Below are 18,165 nucleotides of genomic sequence, written 5' to 3'. Positions count from 1 at the left end.
TGAGAAAGGAGTATCGGACATGATACAATCAGAATCCAGACTTAAGGTTGCCGACAATAGCGGTGCAAAAGAATTATTATGCATCCGTGTTATGGGCGGTTCAACCAGAAGATATGCGAATATCGGTGACATCATCGTTGCTTCCGTTAAAGATGCAACACCAGGCGGAGTTGTTAAGAAAGGTGATGTTGTTAAGGCTGTTGTTGTTCGTACTGTAAAGGGAGCTCGCCGTAAGGATGGTTCCTATATCAGATTCGACGAGAACGCTGCCGTAATCATCAAAGACGACAAGAACCCTAAGGGAACTCGTATCTTTGGACCAGTAGCTAGAGAATTGAGAGAAAAACAATTCATGAAAATCGTTTCATTAGCACCAGAAGTATTATAGGGAGGTGTCGACGCATGGCAACTACAAAGATTAAAAAGGGCGATAGCGTTAAGGTTATCGCTGGTAAAGACAAGGGAAAAGAAGGAAAAGTAATTTCCGTTTCCAATGGCAAAGTTTTAGTTGAAGGTGTAAATACAATTACAAAGCATAGCAAGGCATCTCAGGCTAATCCAAAGGGTGGAATCATCCATCAGGAAGCACCTATCGATGCATCTAACGTAATGTACGTACACAAAGGTAAAACAACCAGAATCGGCTTTACTACCGTTGATGGTAAGAATGGCCAGAAGAAGGTACGTGTTGCTAAAGCAACAGGAGATATTATTGACTAATTCTAAGAGAGGAGGTCATTTCAGTTGACTCGTTTAAAAGAAATTTACAAGAATGAAATTATGGCTGGTATGCAGAAGAAGTTCGGTTATAAGAACGAGATGCAGATTCCAAAGCTTGATAAAATCGTAATCAACATGGGTGTTGGTGAAGCGAAAGACAATGCGAAGGCTCTTGAAACAGCAATCAAAGATATGGAGATCATCGCTGGTCAAAAAGCTGTTATAACAAAAGCAAGAAAGTCAGTTGCTAACTTTAAGCTTAGAGAAGGCGTGGCTATTGGATGTAAAGTTACTTTAAGAGGCGAAAAGATGTATGAATTTGCAGATCGTCTTATTAACTTAGCACTCCCTCGAGTTCGTGACTTTAGAGGAGTTAATCCAAATGCATTCGATGGTAGAGGTAATTATGCACTAGGTGTAAAAGAGCAGTTAATCTTCCCTGAAATCGAATACGATAAGGTAGACAAGGTTCGTGGTATGGATGTTATTTTCGTAACAACTGCCAAGACCGATGAAGAAGCTCGTGAACTACTAACATTATTCGGTATGCCATTTAGCAAATAGTTAAGGAGGGAATTCCATGGCTAAAACGTCAATGAAAATAAAGCAGCAGAAGACACAGAAATTCTCAACAAGAGAATACAATCGTTGTAGAATCTGTGGCCGTCCTCATGCTTACTTAAGAAAATACGGAATCTGCAGAATTTGCTTCCGTGAGTTAGCATACAAGGGACAGATACCAGGTGTTAAAAAAGCAAGCTGGTAGTTTAAGAAAGGAGGCAAATTTAAATGACAATGAGCGATCCAATTGCAGATATGCTTACAAGAATCCGTAATGCAAATACTGCGAAACATGATACAGTAGATGTACCTGCTTCTAAGATGAAAATTGCTATTGCTGAAATCCTCTTAAAGGAAGGTTACATCAAGAGCTTTGAGATTGAAGAAGTTGGAAGCTTCAAGACAATCCACATCACATTAAAGTACGGTAAAGACAAGAATGAGAAGGTTATAACTGGTCTTAAGAGAATTTCTAAGCCAGGACTTCGTGTTTATGCTAACAGCACTGAACTTCCAAGAGTACTTGGTGGTTTAGGTGTAGCAATTATCTCCACTAACAAAGGTGTGCTTACTGATAAAGAAGCAAGAAATGCTAACGTAGGCGGAGAAGTTTTAGCATTCATCTGGTAATTATCATTTGAATGTAGTAAAATCGTAATAACGAGAAGATTCGTTACAACGTTTGTAGAGTAATCTAAGAACAGAATAATATAAATAGCCTGTTTGTAAGTTTAGAATTTTCTTTCACGGAAAAGAAGTCTTTTCGGGTTTCCTGATCCCATTAGATACTCTTTTCTATGGGGACAGTGATTAGACTGTCAAACGAGTCTGAATTGTGAATATGAACTTCACTTTTCACTATAATTTAAGGAGGTACGGGCATGTCACGTATAGGAAGAATGCCAATCGCGATTCCAGCAGGTGTTACTGTTGAAGTTGCAGAAAATAATAAAGTGACTGTAAAAGGTCCTAAGGGAACACTTGTAAGAGTGCTACCTGCAGAGATGGATATTAAAGTGGAAGGCGATGCAGTTGTTGTAACAAGACCAAACGAGTTAAAGAGAATGAAATCTTTACATGGTCTTACAAGAACATTAATCGCTAACATGGTAACTGGTGTAACAGCTGGTTATGAAAAAGTTCTCGAAATCAACGGTGTTGGTTACAGAGCTGCAAAGAACGGTAAGGAGCTTACTTTAACACTTGGATATTCACATCCAGTAGTTATGAAAGATCCAGAAGGTGTTGAAACTGTTCTTGAAGGTCAGAACAAAATCACCGTTAAAGGTATCGATAAAGAAAAAGTTGGCCAATACGCTGCTGAAATCAGAGACAAGAGAAGACCTGAACCATATAAGGGCAAGGGTATTAAGTATGCTGATGAAGTGATCAGACGTAAAGTTGGTAAGACTGGTAAGAAGTAAAAGGAGGAGAGATAATAATGGTTAGCAAAATTAATAGATCAGAAGTTCGTATTAAAAAACACAAAAGAATGCGTAATCGTTTCTCCGGTACTCCTACAAGACCACGTTTAGCTGTGTTTAGAAGTAACAACCATATGTACGCTCAGATCATTGACGATACAGTAGGAAATACCTTAGTTGCAGCTTCCACACTTGAAAAAGATGTGAAAGCAGAGCTTGAAAAGACAAACGATGTTGCAGCTGCAGCAAAGTTAGGTACTGTAATTGCAAAGAAGGCTCTTGAAAAAGGTATCACATCTGTTGTTTTTGATAGAGGCGGATTCATATATCAGGGTAAAATTCAGGCATTAGCAGAAGCAGCTAGAGAAGCTGGTCTTAATTTCTAAGTAAGGAGGAGAACACATGAAACGCACAATCGTTGATGCTACTCAGTTAGAGTTAGAAGATAAAGTAGTTAACATTAAGCGTGTAACAAAGGTTGTTAAAGGTGGACGTAACTTCCGTTTTACAGCCTTGGTCGTTGTTGGTGACAAGAACGGTCATATCGGTGCAGGCTTAGGTAAGGCAGCTGAAATTCCTGAAGCTATCCGTAAAGGAAAAGAAGATGCAATTAAGAAAATGATTTCATTACCAATCGATGAGAATGGTAGTGTACCTCATGATTACATCGGTAAGTTTGGAAGCGCTACTGTATTATTAAAGCGTAGCCCAGCAGGTACTGGTGTTATCGCCGGAGGCCCTGCTCGTAACGTTTTAGAGCTTGCAGGATTCAAGAATATTCGTACAAAATCACTTGGTTCCAACAATAAGCAGAACGTAGTTCTTGCAACAATTGAAGGATTACGCCAATTAAAGACTCCTGAGGAAGTAGCTGCACTTCGCGGTATTTCCGTGGATCAGTTGGGTTAGAAAGGCGGAGGTGTTAAAAGTGGCTAATAAATTAAAGATTACTTTAACAAAATCTACTATTGGTGCTATCCCAAAGCATAAGTTAACTGTTAGCGCTCTTGGTCTTGGAAAACTTCATAGTACAAATGAAGTTCCAGACAATGCAGCTATCAGAGGTATGCTTTCGCAGGTTAAGCATTTAGTAAAGGTAGAAGAGATATAATAATATAAGTAAGGAGGTGCACACGATGAATTTAACAGATTTAAGACCAGCAGACGGTTCTAAACAGAGTGGAAACTTCAGACGTGGACGTGGACACGGTTCGGGAAATGGTAAGACTGCAGGTAAGGGTCACAAAGGCCAAAAAGCTCGTTCAGGAGCTCCTAGAGTTGGTTTCGAAGGTGGTCAGATGCCTTTATACCGTAGACTTCCTAAGAGAGGTTTTAAGAATAGAAATACGAAAGAAATTATTTCAGTTAACGTAAGCATGTTAAATCGTTTTGAAGATGGTGCAGACGTAACAGTAGAAAGCCTTAGAGAAATTGGCATCATTAGCAATCCGAAAGACGGAGTAAAGATTCTTGGAAACGGAGAATTAACTAAGAAGCTTAATGTTAAGGTTTCAGCTTTCTCTGAAAGCGCGATCGAAAAGATTAAGGCTCTTGGTGGAAATGCTGAGGTGATCTAGTATGCTTAAAACGGTCAGAAATGCCTTTAAGATTAAAGATATTAGAAACAAGCTTTTATTTACGTTTATGGTTTTGATTATCGTACGACTTGGTTCACAGCTCCCGGTTCCGGGAGTGAACCAGGCGGTAATCGCCGATTGGTTACAGAATAACTTCGGTAGTGGACTTAGTTTCTTAGATTCCTTTACTGGTGGTTCCTTTACTAGAATGTCCTTATTTGCTCTTGGTATTGGACCATACATTACTTCCTCGATTATCATGCAGTTATTAACAATTGCAATTCCTAAGCTTGAAGAGATGCAAAAGGATGGAGAATCAGGAAGAAAGAAAATCGCTGAGATTTCAAGATATGTTACTATCGGACTAGCTATTATTGAATCTGTAGCTATGGTTATAGGCTTTAGTGGTTCAGGTGCATTAGAGGGTGGTTTAACCTTCACTAACATAGTTGTCATTACTGCTTCTTTCACTGCTGGTTCCGCAATTCTTATGTGGTTAGGTGAAAGAATTACTGAAAAGGGTGTAGGTAATGGTATCTCTGTCATCCTGTTAATTAACATTGTTGCTAATATGCCAAGTGATATCTATGGATTAATCCAGAAGTTTATCATTGGAGAAAGTGTTGTTAAGGGTGTAACTGCCGGAATCATCATTGTAGCAGTAATTCTAGTATCTGTTGTATTAATTATCCTCCTTAATGCTGCACAGAGAAAAATCGCTGTACAGTATGCGAAGAAGGTGCAAGGTAGAAAAATGGTGGGTGGTCAATCCTCCCATATTCCGTTGAAGGTTAACACTGCTGGTGTTATTCCAGTAATCTTTGCGGTATCCATCATGCAGTTCCCTATTATCATTGCTTCATTCTTTGGTGTTCAGCCAGCCAGAGCATATTTCTGGCCTAAGGTATTGTACATGCTGAACTCTCAAAACTGGTTTGACATTCAAAACGGTGCATTCAAATATACTATTGGTGTAGTTATTTATATGGCATTGATTGTATTCTTTGCTTATTTTTATACATCTATTACTTTCAATCCAATGGAAGTAGCAAACAACATGAAGAAACAGGGTGGCTTTATTCCTGGTATTCGTCCAGGCAAGCCAACGACTGAGTACTTAACAAAGGTTTTGAATTACATCATCTTTATCGGTGCAATTGGTCTTATGATTGTTGCAATTATCCCGATTTTCTTCTCTGGTATGTTTGATGCTAATGTATCCTTTAGTGGTACATCTTTAATCATCGTAGTCAGTGTAGTACTTGAGACAATGAAGCAAGTGGAATCACAAATGCTCGTTCGTCATTATAAAGGTTTCTTAAATGACTAATGTAACGCATTACAATAGGGATGTACATTAAATCATTACCTATTGTATTACTAACATAGGAGCTGTAGTAAAAGACACTTTTGCTTCAGCTCCTATCGTTGGTTTATTCATGACAAATAAAAGTTCACCTAGTGTACTTTTATTTGTGTAATAATAGGAGGATAATGAATACCATGAAAATTATTATGTTAGGTGCTCCAGGAGCGGGAAAAGGAACACAAGCGAAAAAAATAGCAGAAAAGTACAAAATTCCACATATTTCAACTGGCGATATCTTTCGAGCAAATATTAAAAATAATACGGAGCTCGGAGCGAAAGCCAAAGGATATATGGATCAGGGGTTACTAGTGCCAGACGAAATAACGTTAGATATGGTTATGGATCGTTTTGCACAGGATGACTGTAAGAATGGGTATGTATTGGATGGTTTTCCAAGAACTATTCCTCAAGCAGAAGCTTTAAATAAAGCTTTAGTAGAGGTAGGAGAACAGATTGATAATGCTATTAATATCGAAGTTCCAGATGAATTAATTGTTTCTCGTATGTCTGGAAGACGAGCATGTGTCTCATGCGGTGGAACCTATCATGTGGTATTTACTCCTACCAAAAAGGAAGGCATCTGTGATGCTTGTGGAGGAGAATTGATTATACGTGATGACGATAAGCCAGAAACAGTAGCAAAACGTCTTAATGTATATCATAATCAGACACAACCGTTAATAAATTATTATCATGGACTCGGGCTATTAGAGGAAGTGGATGGTACGAAGGACGCATCTGAAGTATTCGAAGATATTATCGGCATTCTCGGGAAAGTAGCACAGTAAGAGGCGAGTTACGAAAAGAGGCAGTGAAAAATCAAGATTTTTCACACACGAATTTGTGCTGTCGCACAAATTCGCAGTATTGTGACAGAATGGAGATTACGATGTCAGTAACAATTAAATCTGCAAAAGAAATAGAGTTAATGAGAGAAGCTGGGAAAATATTGGCGGAAGTGCATGACGCACTGGAACAAATGATAAAGCCCGGTATCTCCACTCTTGAAATTGATAAAGTAGCAACAGAAAAAATACGTTCCTTTGGATGTATTCCATCCTTTTTAAATTATAATGGATACCCAGCTTCGGTTTGTGTATCGCTTAATGATGAAGTGGTTCATGGAATTCCAAAGAAAAATCGTATGATAAAGGAAGGCGATATTGTAAGTCTTGACGCTGGAGTTATTTATCAGGGGTATCATTCCGATGCAGCAAGAACCATAGCGGTTGGAAATGTGTCGAAAGAGGCCGAACAGCTGATTAATGTTACAAAACAAAGCTTTTTTGAAGGTATGAAATATGCAAAAGCAGGCAATCATCTACATGATATCTCTGCTGCTATTGAAGACTATGTAATCGCTCATGGATTTACCTGTGTTAGGGACCTTGTGGGTCATGGAATAGGAACACAGATGCATGAGGATCCACAGATACCAAACTTCAGACAAAAAAGAAGGGGTATTCGGTTGGAGCCTGGAATGACTCTTGCTATTGAGCCAATGGTGAATGCAGGGAGCCATGAAGTGTGGTGCTTAGAAGATGATTGGACGATAGCGACACAGGACGGTAGCCTGTCCGCGCACTATGAAAATACAATCGTAATTACAACCGGAGAACCGGAAATATTGTCCCTGAGGAGGTGTTAGGATGTCAAAGACCGATGTTGTAGAAATTGAAGGAACCGTAATTGAGAAACTGCCAAATGCAATGTTTTCAGTAGAACTTGAGAACGGACACAGAGTGCTTGCGCATATCAGTGGAAAGCTAAGAATGAACTTCATTAAAATTGTGCCTGGTGATAAAGTAACCTTAGAATTATCCCCATACGATTTGACGAAGGGTAGAATTATCTGGAGAGATAAATAAGTAGCGAAAGAAGGTCGAAGTTACTACAATTTGGCCTAAGTATCTGTCAATTTTGTGGGCAAGCCTACAGCAATAACAGCAAGAAATATAGAAAAATTTTCTCGGAATATTAAGAAAAAATAGTTCTTGCTATTATAATATACACATGATATAATATAAGACGGACTTTTTTGAAAGGAGTGAATTGACAATGAAGGTTAGATCTTCAGTTAAACCAATTTGCGAGAAATGTAAAATCATTAAAAGAAAGGGCGCAATCAGAGTTATCTGTGAGAACCCAAAACACAAACAAAGACAAGGCTAATTCAATTAATCTGTGAGGTTAATTGTTTCCATAGAGTGCATTTTGTACTTATATAGAAATAGTTCTTGCTTTCTGTGTTACAATCACCTGTACTAGGAGTCTGAATAAAATTTAGATCCTAAGTCAAATATTGCAGCACTTCTCTTTTAAAGAGTGTGAACTGACAGGTATTATTGTGATATTGTGGGTCAAAGTAAATGTCTTTGATTTTAGAGTAAGGTGTCATTATCATCTTCTCTTTCAATACATTCGCAATGTATTGTCACAATTTAAAGCGGCTGACGTAATGACATCCGCTAGAGGTGTCTTTTTTTATGGGAATAACTATTGAAAAAACATTCTCACGTTGACACACCAGGGTGTGTTGTTCATTACGGTTATTTATGAGGGGTAGGACGTAGTCTTATCCTAGGTAGGAGTTTCATCTAAACTTTTACCGACAACCAGGTCTATATAGAATTTTGGTTGTTAAAGGAAACTTATATGATAAGGGCTGGAACATAAGGTATACATTTCACTTGTCCTTAGGGACATGATACTAAGATGTCTTGCTCAATACAATTAACGGAGGTGCAATAGTCACATGGCTCGTATTAGTGGTGTAGACTTACCAAGAGAGAAACGTGTAGAAATCGGACTTACTTATGTTTATGGTATCGGTAGAGTAAGCTCCAACCGTATCCTTGCTAAAGCTGGTGTTAACCCAGACACTCGTGTTAGAGATTTAACTGACGAAGAAGTGGCAAAGATTCGTGATGTCATCGATGAGACAATGTTAGTAGAAGGTGACTTAAGAAGAGAAATCGCTCTTAACATCAAGAGATTACAGGAAATCGGATGCTATAGAGGAATCCGTCACAGAAAAGGTCTTCCAGTTCGTGGACAGAAGACTAAGACTAACGCTAGAACTAGAAAAGGTCCTAAGCGTACTGTTGCTAATAAGAAGAAATAGTCTCATGTAGTATAACATGAGCCATTGATTACGAAGTAAAAAAATCCAATAGGAGGGTTTGAAATGGCTAAGAAGATAGCAGCTAAAAAAGTGACAAAGAAGCGTGTTAAAAAGAACGTCGATCGTGGACAGGCACACATTCAGTCATCTTTTAATAATACAATTGTTACCTTAACAGACGCTGAAGGTAACGCTCTTTCATGGGCAAGTGCAGGTGGATTAGGATTCAGAGGTTCTAGAAAATCAACTCCATATGCAGCACAGATGGCAGCTGAAACTGCAGCTAAAGCAGCTTTAGTTCATGGTTTAAGATCCGTAGAAGTTATGGTTAAGGGTCCTGGTTCAGGTAGAGAAGCAGCAATTCGTGCGCTTCAGGCTTGTGGTATCGAAGTTACAAGCATCAAGGACGTTACTCCAGTTCCTCATAACGGCTGTAGACCACCAAAACGCAGAAGAGTCTAATAGGAGGTAAATTAAGATGGCAAGAGATATGAGTCCTGTTTTAAAGAGATGTAGAGCTCTTGGTCTTGAACCAACATTTTTGGGAATTGACAAGAAATCTAATAGAAACTTCGCGAGAGCGGGTAAAAAAGTTAGTGAGTACGGTACTCAGCTAAGAGAAAAACAAAAGGCAAAATTCATCTATGGTGTATTAGAAAAGCCTTTCAGAAACAACTTCGAGAAAGCTAAGAAGTTAAAATATGGTACAGCTGGTGAGAATTTAATGATTCTCCTTGAGCTAAGACTTGATAATGTTATGTTCCGTATGGGATATGGTAGAACTAGAACAGAGGCAAGACAGATTGTTGACCACAAGCACGTTTTAGTTAACGGCAAGTGCGTAAATATTCCTTCTTACCAGGTAAAAGTTGGCGACGTTATTTCTATTAAAGAAAAATGTAAGTCTGCTCAGAGATACAAAGATATTTTAGAAGTGACCGATGGAAGAACTGTACCAGCGTGGTTAGAAGCTGATCATGAGAATTTAACAGGTACTGTAAAGGAAATCCCTACAAGAGATCAAATTGATGTTCCTGTAAACGAAGTGCTTATCGTCGAGTTGTACTCTAAATAATAAGAAGCAAATAACCTATTATTTTTCTTATGTTTGGAATACCCTCAAAAAAACCCAAAAGGAGGGTCTACTGTGTTTGATTTTGAAAAACCAAAAATTGAGATAGCTGACATTTCAGAAGATAAGAAATATGGCCGATTTGTTGTCGAGCCTCTTGAGCGAGGATACGGCACAACACTTGGCAATTCTTTGAGAAGAATTATGCTTTCATCTTTACCTGGTGCTGCTGTCAGTCAAGTTAAAATTGACGGCGTTGTTCATGAATTCTCACCAATTCCTGGTGTTAAGGAAGATGTGACTGAGATTATCATGAACATCAAGAACCTGGCAATTAAGAACACAAGCGAGACGAATGAGCCAAAGACTGCGTATATTGAGTTTGAAGGCGAAGGCGTGGTTAGAGCAGGCGATATCCAAGCAGATCCTGATATTGAGATATTAAATCCAGAATTAGTAATTGCAACCCTAAACGGCGGCTCTGATAGCAAGCTGTATATTGAGTTAACAATTACAAAAGGCAGAGGTTATATCAGTGCAGATAAGAATAAAAACGATGATTTACCAATCGGTGTAATCGCAGTGGATTCTATCTACACTCCTGTTGAGCGTGTTAATTTGACAGTGGAAAATACTCGTGTTGGTCAAATTACTGATTTTGATAAACTGACACTTGATGTATTTACAAACGGAACATTAGGTCCAGATGAAGCTGTTAGCTTAGCTGCAAAGGTATTAAGCGAGCACTTAAACTCTTTCATTGATCTTTCCGAGAATGCTAAAACTGCAGAAGTTATGGTAGAGAAAGAAGATAATGAGAAAGAAAAAGTGTTAGAGATGAATATTGACGAGTTAGAATTATCTGTTCGTTCTTACAACTGTTTGAAGAGAGCAGGAATTAATACTGTCGAAGAATTATGTAACAGAACTTCTGAAGATATGATGAAGGTAAGAAACCTTGGACGTAAGTCATTAGAAGAAGTATTAGCTAAGCTCAAAGAGCTTGGATTATCATTAAATTTGAGCGACGATTAGGTTCGTAGCTAAGGAGGTTAAAAATGGCAGGCTACAGAAAACTTGGAAGAACTTCAAGTCAGAGAAAAGCATTGTTAAGAAATCAAGTGACTAATCTCTTATACAATGGCAAAATTGTAACTACCGAAGCAAAAGCGAAAGAAATTCGTAGAATTGCTGAAGGTATGATTGCTTTAGCCGTAAAAGAGAAAGATAACTTTGAAACAGTTACAGTAACTGCTAAGGTTGCTCGTAAAGATAAAGATGGTAAGAGAGTAAAGGAAGTTGTGAATGGTAAGAAAGTAGACGTTTATGATAGCGTTGAAAAGACTATTCAGAAGGATAAAGCATCCAGACTTCATGCTAGAAGAAAGATGTTAGCATACCTTTACCCTGTAACAGAAGTTCCAGCAGAAGCTGCTGGAAAGAAGAAAAACACAAAGGAAGTTGATTTAACTGAGAAGTTATTCAACGAAATCGCTCCTAAGTATGTTAGCCGTAATGGTGGTTACACAAGAATCATCAAGATCGGTCAGCGTAAGGGCGATGCTGCTATGGAAGTTTTAATTGAGCTTGTTTAATTTCTAATAAAGCAGTACCTTTGTCACAATGAGTATTACTTTTGGTAAACTTAATGTGTGACAGCATAGGAAAAGTTGAACTGCCCCGAACCATTTCGGGGCAGTTTTTTTCGTAGCAGGAAATAATGTTCTATTGTATAGTGGCTCCATGGTGAAAGTTGCTTCCTTTTGATATAGTCAAGTGTTGGGCTGCGATTGATTCAAATTCCCCAATCTTAATAAAATGACTTTTATCTCGTTAAAGTTTAGTAACTAACGAGATGACGTATTTCTAAGAATTTTTTGTTCGTTAATGACTGTAACTTTAAATTTTGTAGTAAAATATATTTGATAAGAGCTTTAATTCTGCTACTTGCATGAAAAATTCATTGCAAAGTTATCTAGAATACAATACAATGGTAAATGACATTCGACAATAAGAAATCCAATAAGAAATGAGATATGCTATATGAGAATGATAGATGCTAAAAAATTAGTCTTTGAATATATCCGTCGTGACGAAGAAGGAAATGTTGAAGCGATTAATCGAGCGCTTGATGAAGTTACCTTAGATGTTATGGAAGGTGACTTTGTTGCTATTCTAGGACATAATGGTTCGGGTAAATCCACGATGGCAAAACACATCAACGCAATCTTGATGCCAAGTGAAGGTACACTATATGTCAATGGCTATGATACGAAGGATGAGGAAAAAATCTGGGATATTAGGCAGTCAGCAGGTATGGTGTTTCAAAATCCAGATAATCAGATTATTGCAACAGTTGTTGAAGAAGACGTAGGATTTGGACCAGAGAATCTAGGTGTACCTACAGAAGAGATATGGAAAAGGGTGGAGGAGAGCTTAAAGGCTGTCGGAATGTACGAATACCGAAGTCATTCACCCAATAAACTATCCGGTGGACAAAAACAGCGTGTTGCAATTGCAGGGATAATGGCGATGCGTCCTAAGTGTATTATCCTAGATGAACCAACAGCAATGCTTGATCCGAATGGTAGAAAAGAAGTGATTCGAACAATTAGAGAATTAAATAAAAAGGAAAAAGTGACAGTACTATTGATTACGCACTATATGGATGAAGTGATTCATGCGGATAAAGTTCTTGTTATGGATTCCGGTAAAGTCGTAATGCAGGGGACTCCACGAGAAATCTTTAGTCAGGTTGATAAATTAAAGAAGTATCGATTGGATGTACCGCAGGTGACTGAACTTGCTTACGAACTAAAGAAACAGGGAATGCCACTTCCAGATGGAATTCTAACAAGGGATGAGTTCGTAGAAGCAATGATGGAGGTACGCAATGGCGCTTTTACTAGATAAAGTTAGCTATATTTATGGTGGCGGAACTGCTTATGAAAAACAAGCATTAAAAAACATTACTCTTGACATCCCAGATGGTCAATTTATAGGTTTAATTGGACATACTGGTTCTGGAAAGTCAACCCTAATTCAGCATCTCAATGGTTTAATGAAGCCTACAAGTGGAACTGTCTATTTTAATGGTGCTGATATGAATGCAGAAGGTTTTCAGAAAAAAGAACTTCGCAGTAAGGTTGGTTTGGTATTTCAGTATCCAGAACATCAGTTATTTGAAACAACAGTATTAAAGGATGTTCAGTTTGGACCTAAAAATCTTAATCTTCCTCAGCTTGAGGTTGAATTAAGAGCATATGATGCTCTTAAGATGGTGGGGATATCAGAAGATTTATACGACGCATCACCATTTGAATTATCGGGAGGGCAAAAAAGAAGAGTAGCAATCGCAGGAGTACTAGCGATGAAACCTGATGTACTGATTTTGGATGAGCCGACAGCAGGTCTTGATCCTATGGGTAGAGATGAGATTTTAGACCAAATTGAGAAAATTCATAAAGAGAGAAAAATTACTGTTATTTTAGTTTCTCACAGTATGGAAGATGTGGCGAAATACGTTGATAGAATCATTGTCATGAATAAGGGAGGGATTGCCTTTGATGGTGCTCCTAAAAAGGTATTTACACACTACAAAGAACTGGAACAGATTGGACTAGCAGCGCCTTCTGTTACCTATGTCATGCATGATTTAAATCAGATGCGTATTCCAGTAGCAACAGACGCTACAACCGTGGAGGAAGCAAAGCAAGAGATTCTAGATTGGTGGAGAAATGTGAGAGAAAGGATAATTCGATGATTAGAGATATCACGATAGGACAATATTACCCCTCTGGCTCCATCATACATCGTTTAGATCCAAGAATAAAGCTCATTGGAACGATTGTATATATTGTATCCATGTTTCTATTCGATACATTTTGGGGCTATTTAGTAACGGGATTATTTTTGTTTGGTATAATTAAAGCATCCAAAGTGCCTTTAAAATACATTGTAAAAGGACTGAAATCCGTAATCATACTGTTGCTTTTTACGGTAAGTTTTAATCTGTTTTTAACTCCTGGTGAACATGAATTAGTACGGATTGGATTTATCAAGATTACGGCGGAAGGTCTTAGGTTTGCAGTCTATATGGGGTTACGTTTGGTTTTATTAATCTTAGGCTCGTCGCTTATGACATTTACTACGACACCGAATGAGTTGACGGATGGAATTGAACGTTTATTGGGATTCTTAAAAGTAATACATGTACCCGTGCACGAAGTGGCTATGATGATGTCTATCGCACTTCGTTTTATTCCAATCTTATTAGAGGAAACCGATAAGATTATGAAAGCGCAACAAGCCCGTGGTGCTGATTTTGAGACTGGAAACTTAATAAGAAGAGCAAAGGCGATGGTACCAATTTTAGTTCCTTTGTTTATCTCAGCATTTCGTAGAGCAGGCGATCTAGCGATGGCGATGGAAGCGCGTTGTTACCGTGGGGGTAAGGGAAGAACGAAGATGAAGCCTTTAAAGTACAAGGGAAAGGATATGATGGCATTTTGTGTGTTGGCAGTATATATCCTCGCAATTTTAGGCGTAGACCGATATTTCCCTATGATTTAGGGGAAGGTTAAAGTTATCATAGAATATTTATGCCATTCATTGGTATTCGATTGTAAATTAAATTTCTAAGTCAAGAAGAATTGTAACTGAGATTATCTTAAGTGCAAACTTCGGATGCACAGAAGGTGTGCGTAGGAATGGAGTCTTTTGTGAAACGAGTAATGTTAAAGGTAGCATATGATGGAACAAACTATTGTGGATGGCAGATACAGCCAAACGAGGAGACCATTGAAGGCGTTCTAAATAAAAGTTTAAGTAAGCTATTAAACGAAGAGATAGTGGTGATAGGTGCAAGCAGGACAGATGCAGGGGTTCATGCTTATGGCAATGTCGCTGTGTTTGATACCAATTCGAGAATTCCAGCTGAAAAAATATCTTATGCACTAAACGCACATTTACCAGATGATATTGTAATTCAAGCTTCTATGGAAGTTGCTTCTGATTTTCATCCAAGGTATTGTGATACAAGAAAAACGTATGAATATCGGATTTATAACGAGGCATTCCCACTGCCGACGAATCGAAGATACGCCCATTTTGTATATTATGATTTGGATTTAGAAGCCATGAGAAAGGCAGCATCTTTTCTAGTAGGAGAGCATGATTTTGTCAGTTTTTGTTCTGCAAATACACAGGTTAAGGATACGACAAGGACGATCTATGATATTCAAATAGAAAAGGAGCAAGAGCTCATTGTAATTCGTATCAAAGGAAATGGATTTCTTTATAATATGGTACGAATTATAGCAGGTACGTTAATTCAGGTAGGTACTCATCAATGGGAGCCAGAACGAGTGTTAGATGCGTTAATGAAGAAAGACAGGCAGGCAGCTGGACCTACTGCACCAGCAAAAGGGTTAACACTAGTGGAAATAGAATATTTATAAGAAAAAGGATTGGAGAAAACCCAATCCTTTTCGAGTATCTTCCATTAGATACTTTTGGAATTCCTCTATTTTAAATAAAGTCAATAAGGGTATGGCATAATAATCAAGGAAGGAACATCACTTGATAACTCTTTTTCTATGTTTGTGCTTAGTAAGAACGGTTTATAACAAGCAACTGCTTAATGATTCTTTCTATTCGTAGGAAGAACATTCCGCTTCTTGTTATAACCGACTAGCAAAAAAGCAGCAATTCGTGGTTTCGTTTAAAGTAGAAATAGATTGAAAAATAGAAAAAATTTAGTGTATCACTAAAAGTCACTTTGAAAATGATAATTAAGCACATCAAATCAGAAAATTTTAAAAATTAGTAGAAAAACAATGGAATCCTGCTTGACACTAACTTATTTGTACTATATAATACACGAAGTGACTGAAATTAACCGCAAATGGTCTGAAAGCCATGAAACAGTGGCGTTTAGCTTAGCGAAACATCAGAGCGGATTATTAAGGTCCGCTTGACTAAATACGAAATTATATTAAGGAGGTAAACCAATGAAAAGCTTTATGGCAAGTCCAGCAACTATTGAAAGAAAATGGTATGTAGTTGACGCTACAGGACATACATTAGGACGTCTCTCTTCTGAGATCGCAAAAGTTTTAAGAGGTAAGAACAAGGCAATCTATACACCACACATCGATACAGGTGATTACGTAATCGTTGTCAATGCTGACAAGATTAAGGTAACAGGTAAGAAGATGGATCAGAAGATTTACTACAATCACTCTGATTATCCAGGTGGAATGAGAGAGACAACACTGAAAGAAATGATGGCTAAGAAGCCTGAAGATGTTATCACTCTTGCAGTTAAAGGCATGCTTCCAAAGGGACCTTTAGGAAGATCCATGTTAAACAAATTACACGTATATGCTGGTCCAGAGCACAACAACGCAGCTCAGAAACCAGAAGTACTTGAAATCAAATACTAATTCGGACTGAAAGGAGGAAATAACATTGGCTAAAGCAAAATATTACGGAACTGGTAGAAGAAAAAGTAGTATCGCTAGAGTTTACCTTGTACCTGGTACAGGTAAAGTAACAATAAATAAAAGAGATATGGATGCATATTTCGGACTTGAGACATTAAAGCTTATCGTTCGTCAGCCTCTTGTATTAACAGAGACAGCAGATAAGTTCGATGTTCTTGTTAACGTACATGGTGGTGGTTTCACAGGTCAGGCAGGTGCTATCAGACATGGTATCTCCAGAGCCCTTTTACAGGCAGACGCTGATTACCGTCCAGCATTAAAGAAGGCAGGTTTCTTAACAAGAGATCCAAGAATGAAGGAAAGAAAGAAGTACGGCTTAAAAGCAGCTCGTCGTGCTCCACAGTTCTCAAAGAGATAGTCTGTGCTGTATTTGGAATTGTGCAAAACCGCATATTTACTGGCTTCTTGAAGTTTTGGAATGTCGTGAAATGGTCTGGATTTAGTACGATAACTAACACACAACTAACAAGTAACTAACAAAAATATAGGATGTTTTAAGTGCTAATCAGTGCTTAGAACATCCTTTTTTGATGTGAGTTTGTTGTGAGTACAAAACCATGAAATTGTGGTATTGGGTGATAATATCTTTTAGGCAAACTTCTAGGAATAAATGTATTCTTCATTTTGCTCTCCTTGATTTTTCAAGTTCCATGTAAAATGAAACTTGTAATGAGGGGTTATATGTGGTTGATTGCCTTTACCAGTTCTTGTACATCAAAGTGAGTATACACTTTTTCTGTTAGGGACATGGCTCCCGAATGTCCAGCAATCTTTTTAATTAATGTTTGGTCAACTCCTGCTTCTGCAAGTAAGGAAATACAAGTGTGTCTGCAACAGTGTGGAGTTTTTTCAATGTTTAAGTTCTGCATAAGTGGAGTGAAATAGCTGTCATAGTAATTGCGATAGAGGAAATGGTTGTTATCCTCGGTATGAAGCAGATACTCGCAATCTGGGGCAGAATCAAACCATGACTGATAAAAAGGAAGAACTTTATCGGCAATTGGAACTTTACGAATTCCATTCTCTGTCTTACTATCCACTACATCGAAATAATGTTCTTCCAGATGAACATCTACTTTCTTCAAGTCTAAAAATTCTGAAATTCTAAGTCCATTGTATATGAGCATTAGGACAATCTGATAATACTTATCATCCTTTAATCCCCATAAACGATTGATCTCGTCTTTTGAAAATTTCTTTCGATCATACTTATTTGGATTACGATCCTTATATCTGACGATATCTACGAATTCAGAGTAATTCTTATTGCAGATATCATTCTTAATCGCATAATCATATAGCTGGTTAAATAAGACCTTTAGCTTTCGTAGTGTGGGATAGTTCTTGCCACAAGTGTCAACGACATGTTGTAAATCAACAAGTCTTAAGTCTTTGAATAATTTGTCATTCAAAGAGGTGCATAAGCTATAAGAAGCGGTATAACCATTTACATTCGATTTGGATACAGTCGGATATTTCTCTGCTGACCATTTCTCATAAACTTCTGCAAAGGTAACTTTGGAAGCTTCTAAGTCGTAAGGATTGGTATTATAGTCAGCAAGCATTTGCAAGCCCTCCGCTCGATTTGCTGCATATCCGATAATAATATAATCCTGAACCTGTTTATCCTTCTTCTCGTCAAAATGCCATCCCACGGTCTTTTTGACGATATAAGGATTTCTTCGTTTACCGCTTAGCTTATACACAGTGCCATAGCCATTTGGTAATTTCAATAAAACATCATCCTTTCTTTCATATAGTATTCTTCTTATTGGCTGGTAAAAAGAGTACGTTTGTCAATGTACGATGATT

Annotated in this window: 27 protein-coding genes; 26 read left to right on the top strand and 1 reads right to left on the bottom strand. The window is 37.9% G+C overall.

Annotation, left to right across the window (positions count from 1 at the left end):
• Window positions 1-19: 19 nt before the first annotated feature.
• The 26 genes from rplN to rpsI all read left to right on the top strand — a co-directional run bounded on the left by rplN (window position 20) and on the right by rpsI (window position 16,711).
• Window positions 20-388: a 50S ribosomal protein L14 gene (rplN, locus tag CC92_RS0110095; RefSeq protein WP_012201652.1), complete on the top strand. Its 369-nt coding sequence runs from the start codon at window positions 20-22 to the stop codon at window positions 386-388.
• A 14-nt stretch (window positions 389-402) separates the two neighbouring features.
• A complete protein-coding gene (gene rplX, locus CC92_RS0110090) occupies window positions 403-720 on the top strand; it encodes a 50S ribosomal protein L24 (RefSeq protein ID WP_029503009.1) in 318 nt (105 codons plus the stop codon).
• Window positions 721-744: 24 nt separating this feature from the next.
• Window positions 745-1,284 (top strand): 50S ribosomal protein L5, encoded by a 540-nt coding sequence (gene rplE, locus CC92_RS0110085; protein WP_029503010.1) that lies wholly within the window; start codon window positions 745-747, stop codon window positions 1,282-1,284.
• 16 nt (window positions 1,285-1,300) lie between these two features.
• Window positions 1,301-1,486 (top strand): type Z 30S ribosomal protein S14, encoded by a 186-nt coding sequence (locus tag CC92_RS0110080; RefSeq protein ID WP_029503011.1) that lies wholly within the window; start codon window positions 1,301-1,303, stop codon window positions 1,484-1,486.
• A gap of 23 nt (window positions 1,487-1,509) precedes the next feature.
• On the top strand, window positions 1,510-1,911 hold the full coding sequence (rpsH, locus tag CC92_RS0110075; RefSeq protein WP_029503012.1) for a 30S ribosomal protein S8: 402 nt from the start codon (window positions 1,510-1,512) through the stop codon (window positions 1,909-1,911).
• A gap of 251 nt (window positions 1,912-2,162) precedes the next feature.
• A complete protein-coding gene (rplF, locus tag CC92_RS0110070) occupies window positions 2,163-2,705 on the top strand; it encodes a 50S ribosomal protein L6 (RefSeq protein ID WP_029503013.1) in 543 nt (180 codons plus the stop codon).
• A 17-nt stretch (window positions 2,706-2,722) separates the two neighbouring features.
• Window positions 2,723-3,091 carry a 50S ribosomal protein L18 gene (rplR, locus tag CC92_RS0110065; RefSeq protein WP_029503014.1) on the top strand — a complete coding sequence of 123 codons (369 nt, stop codon included), beginning with the start codon at window positions 2,723-2,725 and terminating at the stop codon, window positions 3,089-3,091.
• Window positions 3,092-3,107: 16 nt separating this feature from the next.
• Window positions 3,108-3,614: a 30S ribosomal protein S5 gene (gene rpsE, locus CC92_RS0110060; RefSeq protein ID WP_029503015.1), complete on the top strand. Its 507-nt coding sequence runs from the start codon at window positions 3,108-3,110 to the stop codon at window positions 3,612-3,614.
• A 19-nt stretch (window positions 3,615-3,633) separates the two neighbouring features.
• Window positions 3,634-3,816 carry a 50S ribosomal protein L30 gene (rpmD, locus tag CC92_RS0110055; RefSeq protein WP_029503016.1) on the top strand — a complete coding sequence of 61 codons (183 nt, stop codon included), beginning with the start codon at window positions 3,634-3,636 and terminating at the stop codon, window positions 3,814-3,816.
• Window positions 3,817-3,841: 25 nt separating this feature from the next.
• On the top strand, window positions 3,842-4,282 hold the full coding sequence (gene rplO / locus CC92_RS0110050; protein WP_029503017.1) for a 50S ribosomal protein L15: 441 nt from the start codon (window positions 3,842-3,844) through the stop codon (window positions 4,280-4,282).
• Window position 4,283: 1 nt separating this feature from the next.
• Entirely contained in the window at window positions 4,284-5,612 is a 1,329-nt protein-coding gene (secY, locus tag CC92_RS0110045; protein WP_029503018.1) for a preprotein translocase subunit SecY, read from the top strand.
• Between the two features lie 173 nt (window positions 5,613-5,785).
• Entirely contained in the window at window positions 5,786-6,439 is a 654-nt protein-coding gene (locus CC92_RS0110040) for an adenylate kinase (protein ID WP_029503019.1), read from the top strand.
• A 101-nt stretch (window positions 6,440-6,540) separates the two neighbouring features.
• Entirely contained in the window at window positions 6,541-7,299 is a 759-nt protein-coding gene (gene map / locus CC92_RS0110035; protein WP_029503020.1) for a type I methionyl aminopeptidase, read from the top strand.
• A gap of 1 nt (window position 7,300) precedes the next feature.
• A complete protein-coding gene (gene infA / locus CC92_RS0110030; RefSeq protein ID WP_012201639.1) occupies window positions 7,301-7,519 on the top strand; it encodes a translation initiation factor IF-1 in 219 nt (72 codons plus the stop codon).
• A 190-nt stretch (window positions 7,520-7,709) separates the two neighbouring features.
• Window positions 7,710-7,823: a 50S ribosomal protein L36 gene (gene rpmJ / locus CC92_RS22165; protein WP_012201638.1), complete on the top strand. Its 114-nt coding sequence runs from the start codon at window positions 7,710-7,712 to the stop codon at window positions 7,821-7,823.
• 583 nt (window positions 7,824-8,406) lie between these two features.
• The gene (rpsM, locus tag CC92_RS0110025) at window positions 8,407-8,775 is read left to right on the top strand and encodes a 30S ribosomal protein S13 (RefSeq protein ID WP_029503021.1); all 369 of its coding nucleotides are present in this window, start codon (window positions 8,407-8,409) and stop codon (window positions 8,773-8,775) included.
• Window positions 8,776-8,838: 63 nt separating this feature from the next.
• Window positions 8,839-9,237 (top strand): 30S ribosomal protein S11, encoded by a 399-nt coding sequence (gene rpsK / locus CC92_RS0110020; RefSeq protein WP_029503022.1) that lies wholly within the window; start codon window positions 8,839-8,841, stop codon window positions 9,235-9,237.
• A 16-nt stretch (window positions 9,238-9,253) separates the two neighbouring features.
• Entirely contained in the window at window positions 9,254-9,850 is a 597-nt protein-coding gene (rpsD, locus tag CC92_RS0110015) for a 30S ribosomal protein S4 (protein ID WP_029503023.1), read from the top strand.
• A gap of 72 nt (window positions 9,851-9,922) precedes the next feature.
• Window positions 9,923-10,882, top strand: coding sequence for a DNA-directed RNA polymerase subunit alpha (locus tag CC92_RS0110010; protein WP_029503024.1), 960 nt, complete (start codon window positions 9,923-9,925; stop codon window positions 10,880-10,882).
• A gap of 23 nt (window positions 10,883-10,905) precedes the next feature.
• Complete coding sequence (locus CC92_RS0110005) at window positions 10,906-11,442, top strand: bL17 family ribosomal protein (RefSeq protein WP_012201633.1); 537 nt, start codon at window positions 10,906-10,908, stop codon at window positions 11,440-11,442.
• 448 nt (window positions 11,443-11,890) lie between these two features.
• Window positions 11,891-12,760 (top strand): energy-coupling factor transporter ATPase, encoded by an 870-nt coding sequence (locus CC92_RS0110000; RefSeq protein WP_029503025.1) that lies wholly within the window; start codon window positions 11,891-11,893, stop codon window positions 12,758-12,760.
• Window positions 12,741-13,610: an energy-coupling factor transporter ATPase gene (locus CC92_RS0109995; protein WP_031420335.1), complete on the top strand. Its 870-nt coding sequence runs from the start codon at window positions 12,741-12,743 to the stop codon at window positions 13,608-13,610. The genes CC92_RS0110000 and CC92_RS0109995 overlap by 20 nt, the downstream gene beginning before the upstream one ends.
• Window positions 13,607-14,419, top strand: a complete 813-nt coding sequence (locus CC92_RS0109990; RefSeq protein ID WP_029503027.1) for an energy-coupling factor transporter transmembrane component T family protein — start codon at window positions 13,607-13,609, stop codon at window positions 14,417-14,419. Before CC92_RS0109995 ends, CC92_RS0109990 begins: the two co-directional genes overlap by 4 nt.
• 149 nt (window positions 14,420-14,568) lie before the next feature.
• The gene (gene truA, locus CC92_RS0109985) at window positions 14,569-15,306 is read left to right on the top strand and encodes a tRNA pseudouridine(38-40) synthase TruA (RefSeq protein WP_029503028.1); all 738 of its coding nucleotides are present in this window, start codon (window positions 14,569-14,571) and stop codon (window positions 15,304-15,306) included.
• 552 nt (window positions 15,307-15,858) lie between these two features.
• Entirely contained in the window at window positions 15,859-16,293 is a 435-nt protein-coding gene (gene rplM, locus CC92_RS0109980) for a 50S ribosomal protein L13 (protein WP_029503029.1), read from the top strand.
• Window positions 16,294-16,318: 25 nt separating this feature from the next.
• The gene (gene rpsI / locus CC92_RS0109975; protein ID WP_029503030.1) at window positions 16,319-16,711 is read left to right on the top strand and encodes a 30S ribosomal protein S9; all 393 of its coding nucleotides are present in this window, start codon (window positions 16,319-16,321) and stop codon (window positions 16,709-16,711) included.
• Window positions 16,712-17,030: 319 nt separating this feature from the next.
• Here rpsI and CC92_RS0109970 read toward each other — a convergent pair whose 3' ends face one another.
• Window positions 17,031-18,086, bottom strand: a complete 1,056-nt coding sequence (locus CC92_RS0109970; RefSeq protein WP_029503031.1) for a tyrosine-type recombinase/integrase — start codon at window positions 18,084-18,086, stop codon at window positions 17,031-17,033.
• Window positions 18,087-18,165 lie beyond the last annotated feature (79 nt).

The sequence above is a fragment of the Lachnoclostridium phytofermentans genome (genome assembly GCF_000733755.1).
Classification (GTDB): Bacteria; Bacillota; Clostridia; order Lachnospirales; family Lachnospiraceae; genus Lachnoclostridium; species Lachnoclostridium phytofermentans_A.
The sequence above is the reverse complement of the archived record's forward strand: the minus strand, read 5'-3'. Positions and strand labels throughout refer to the sequence as shown.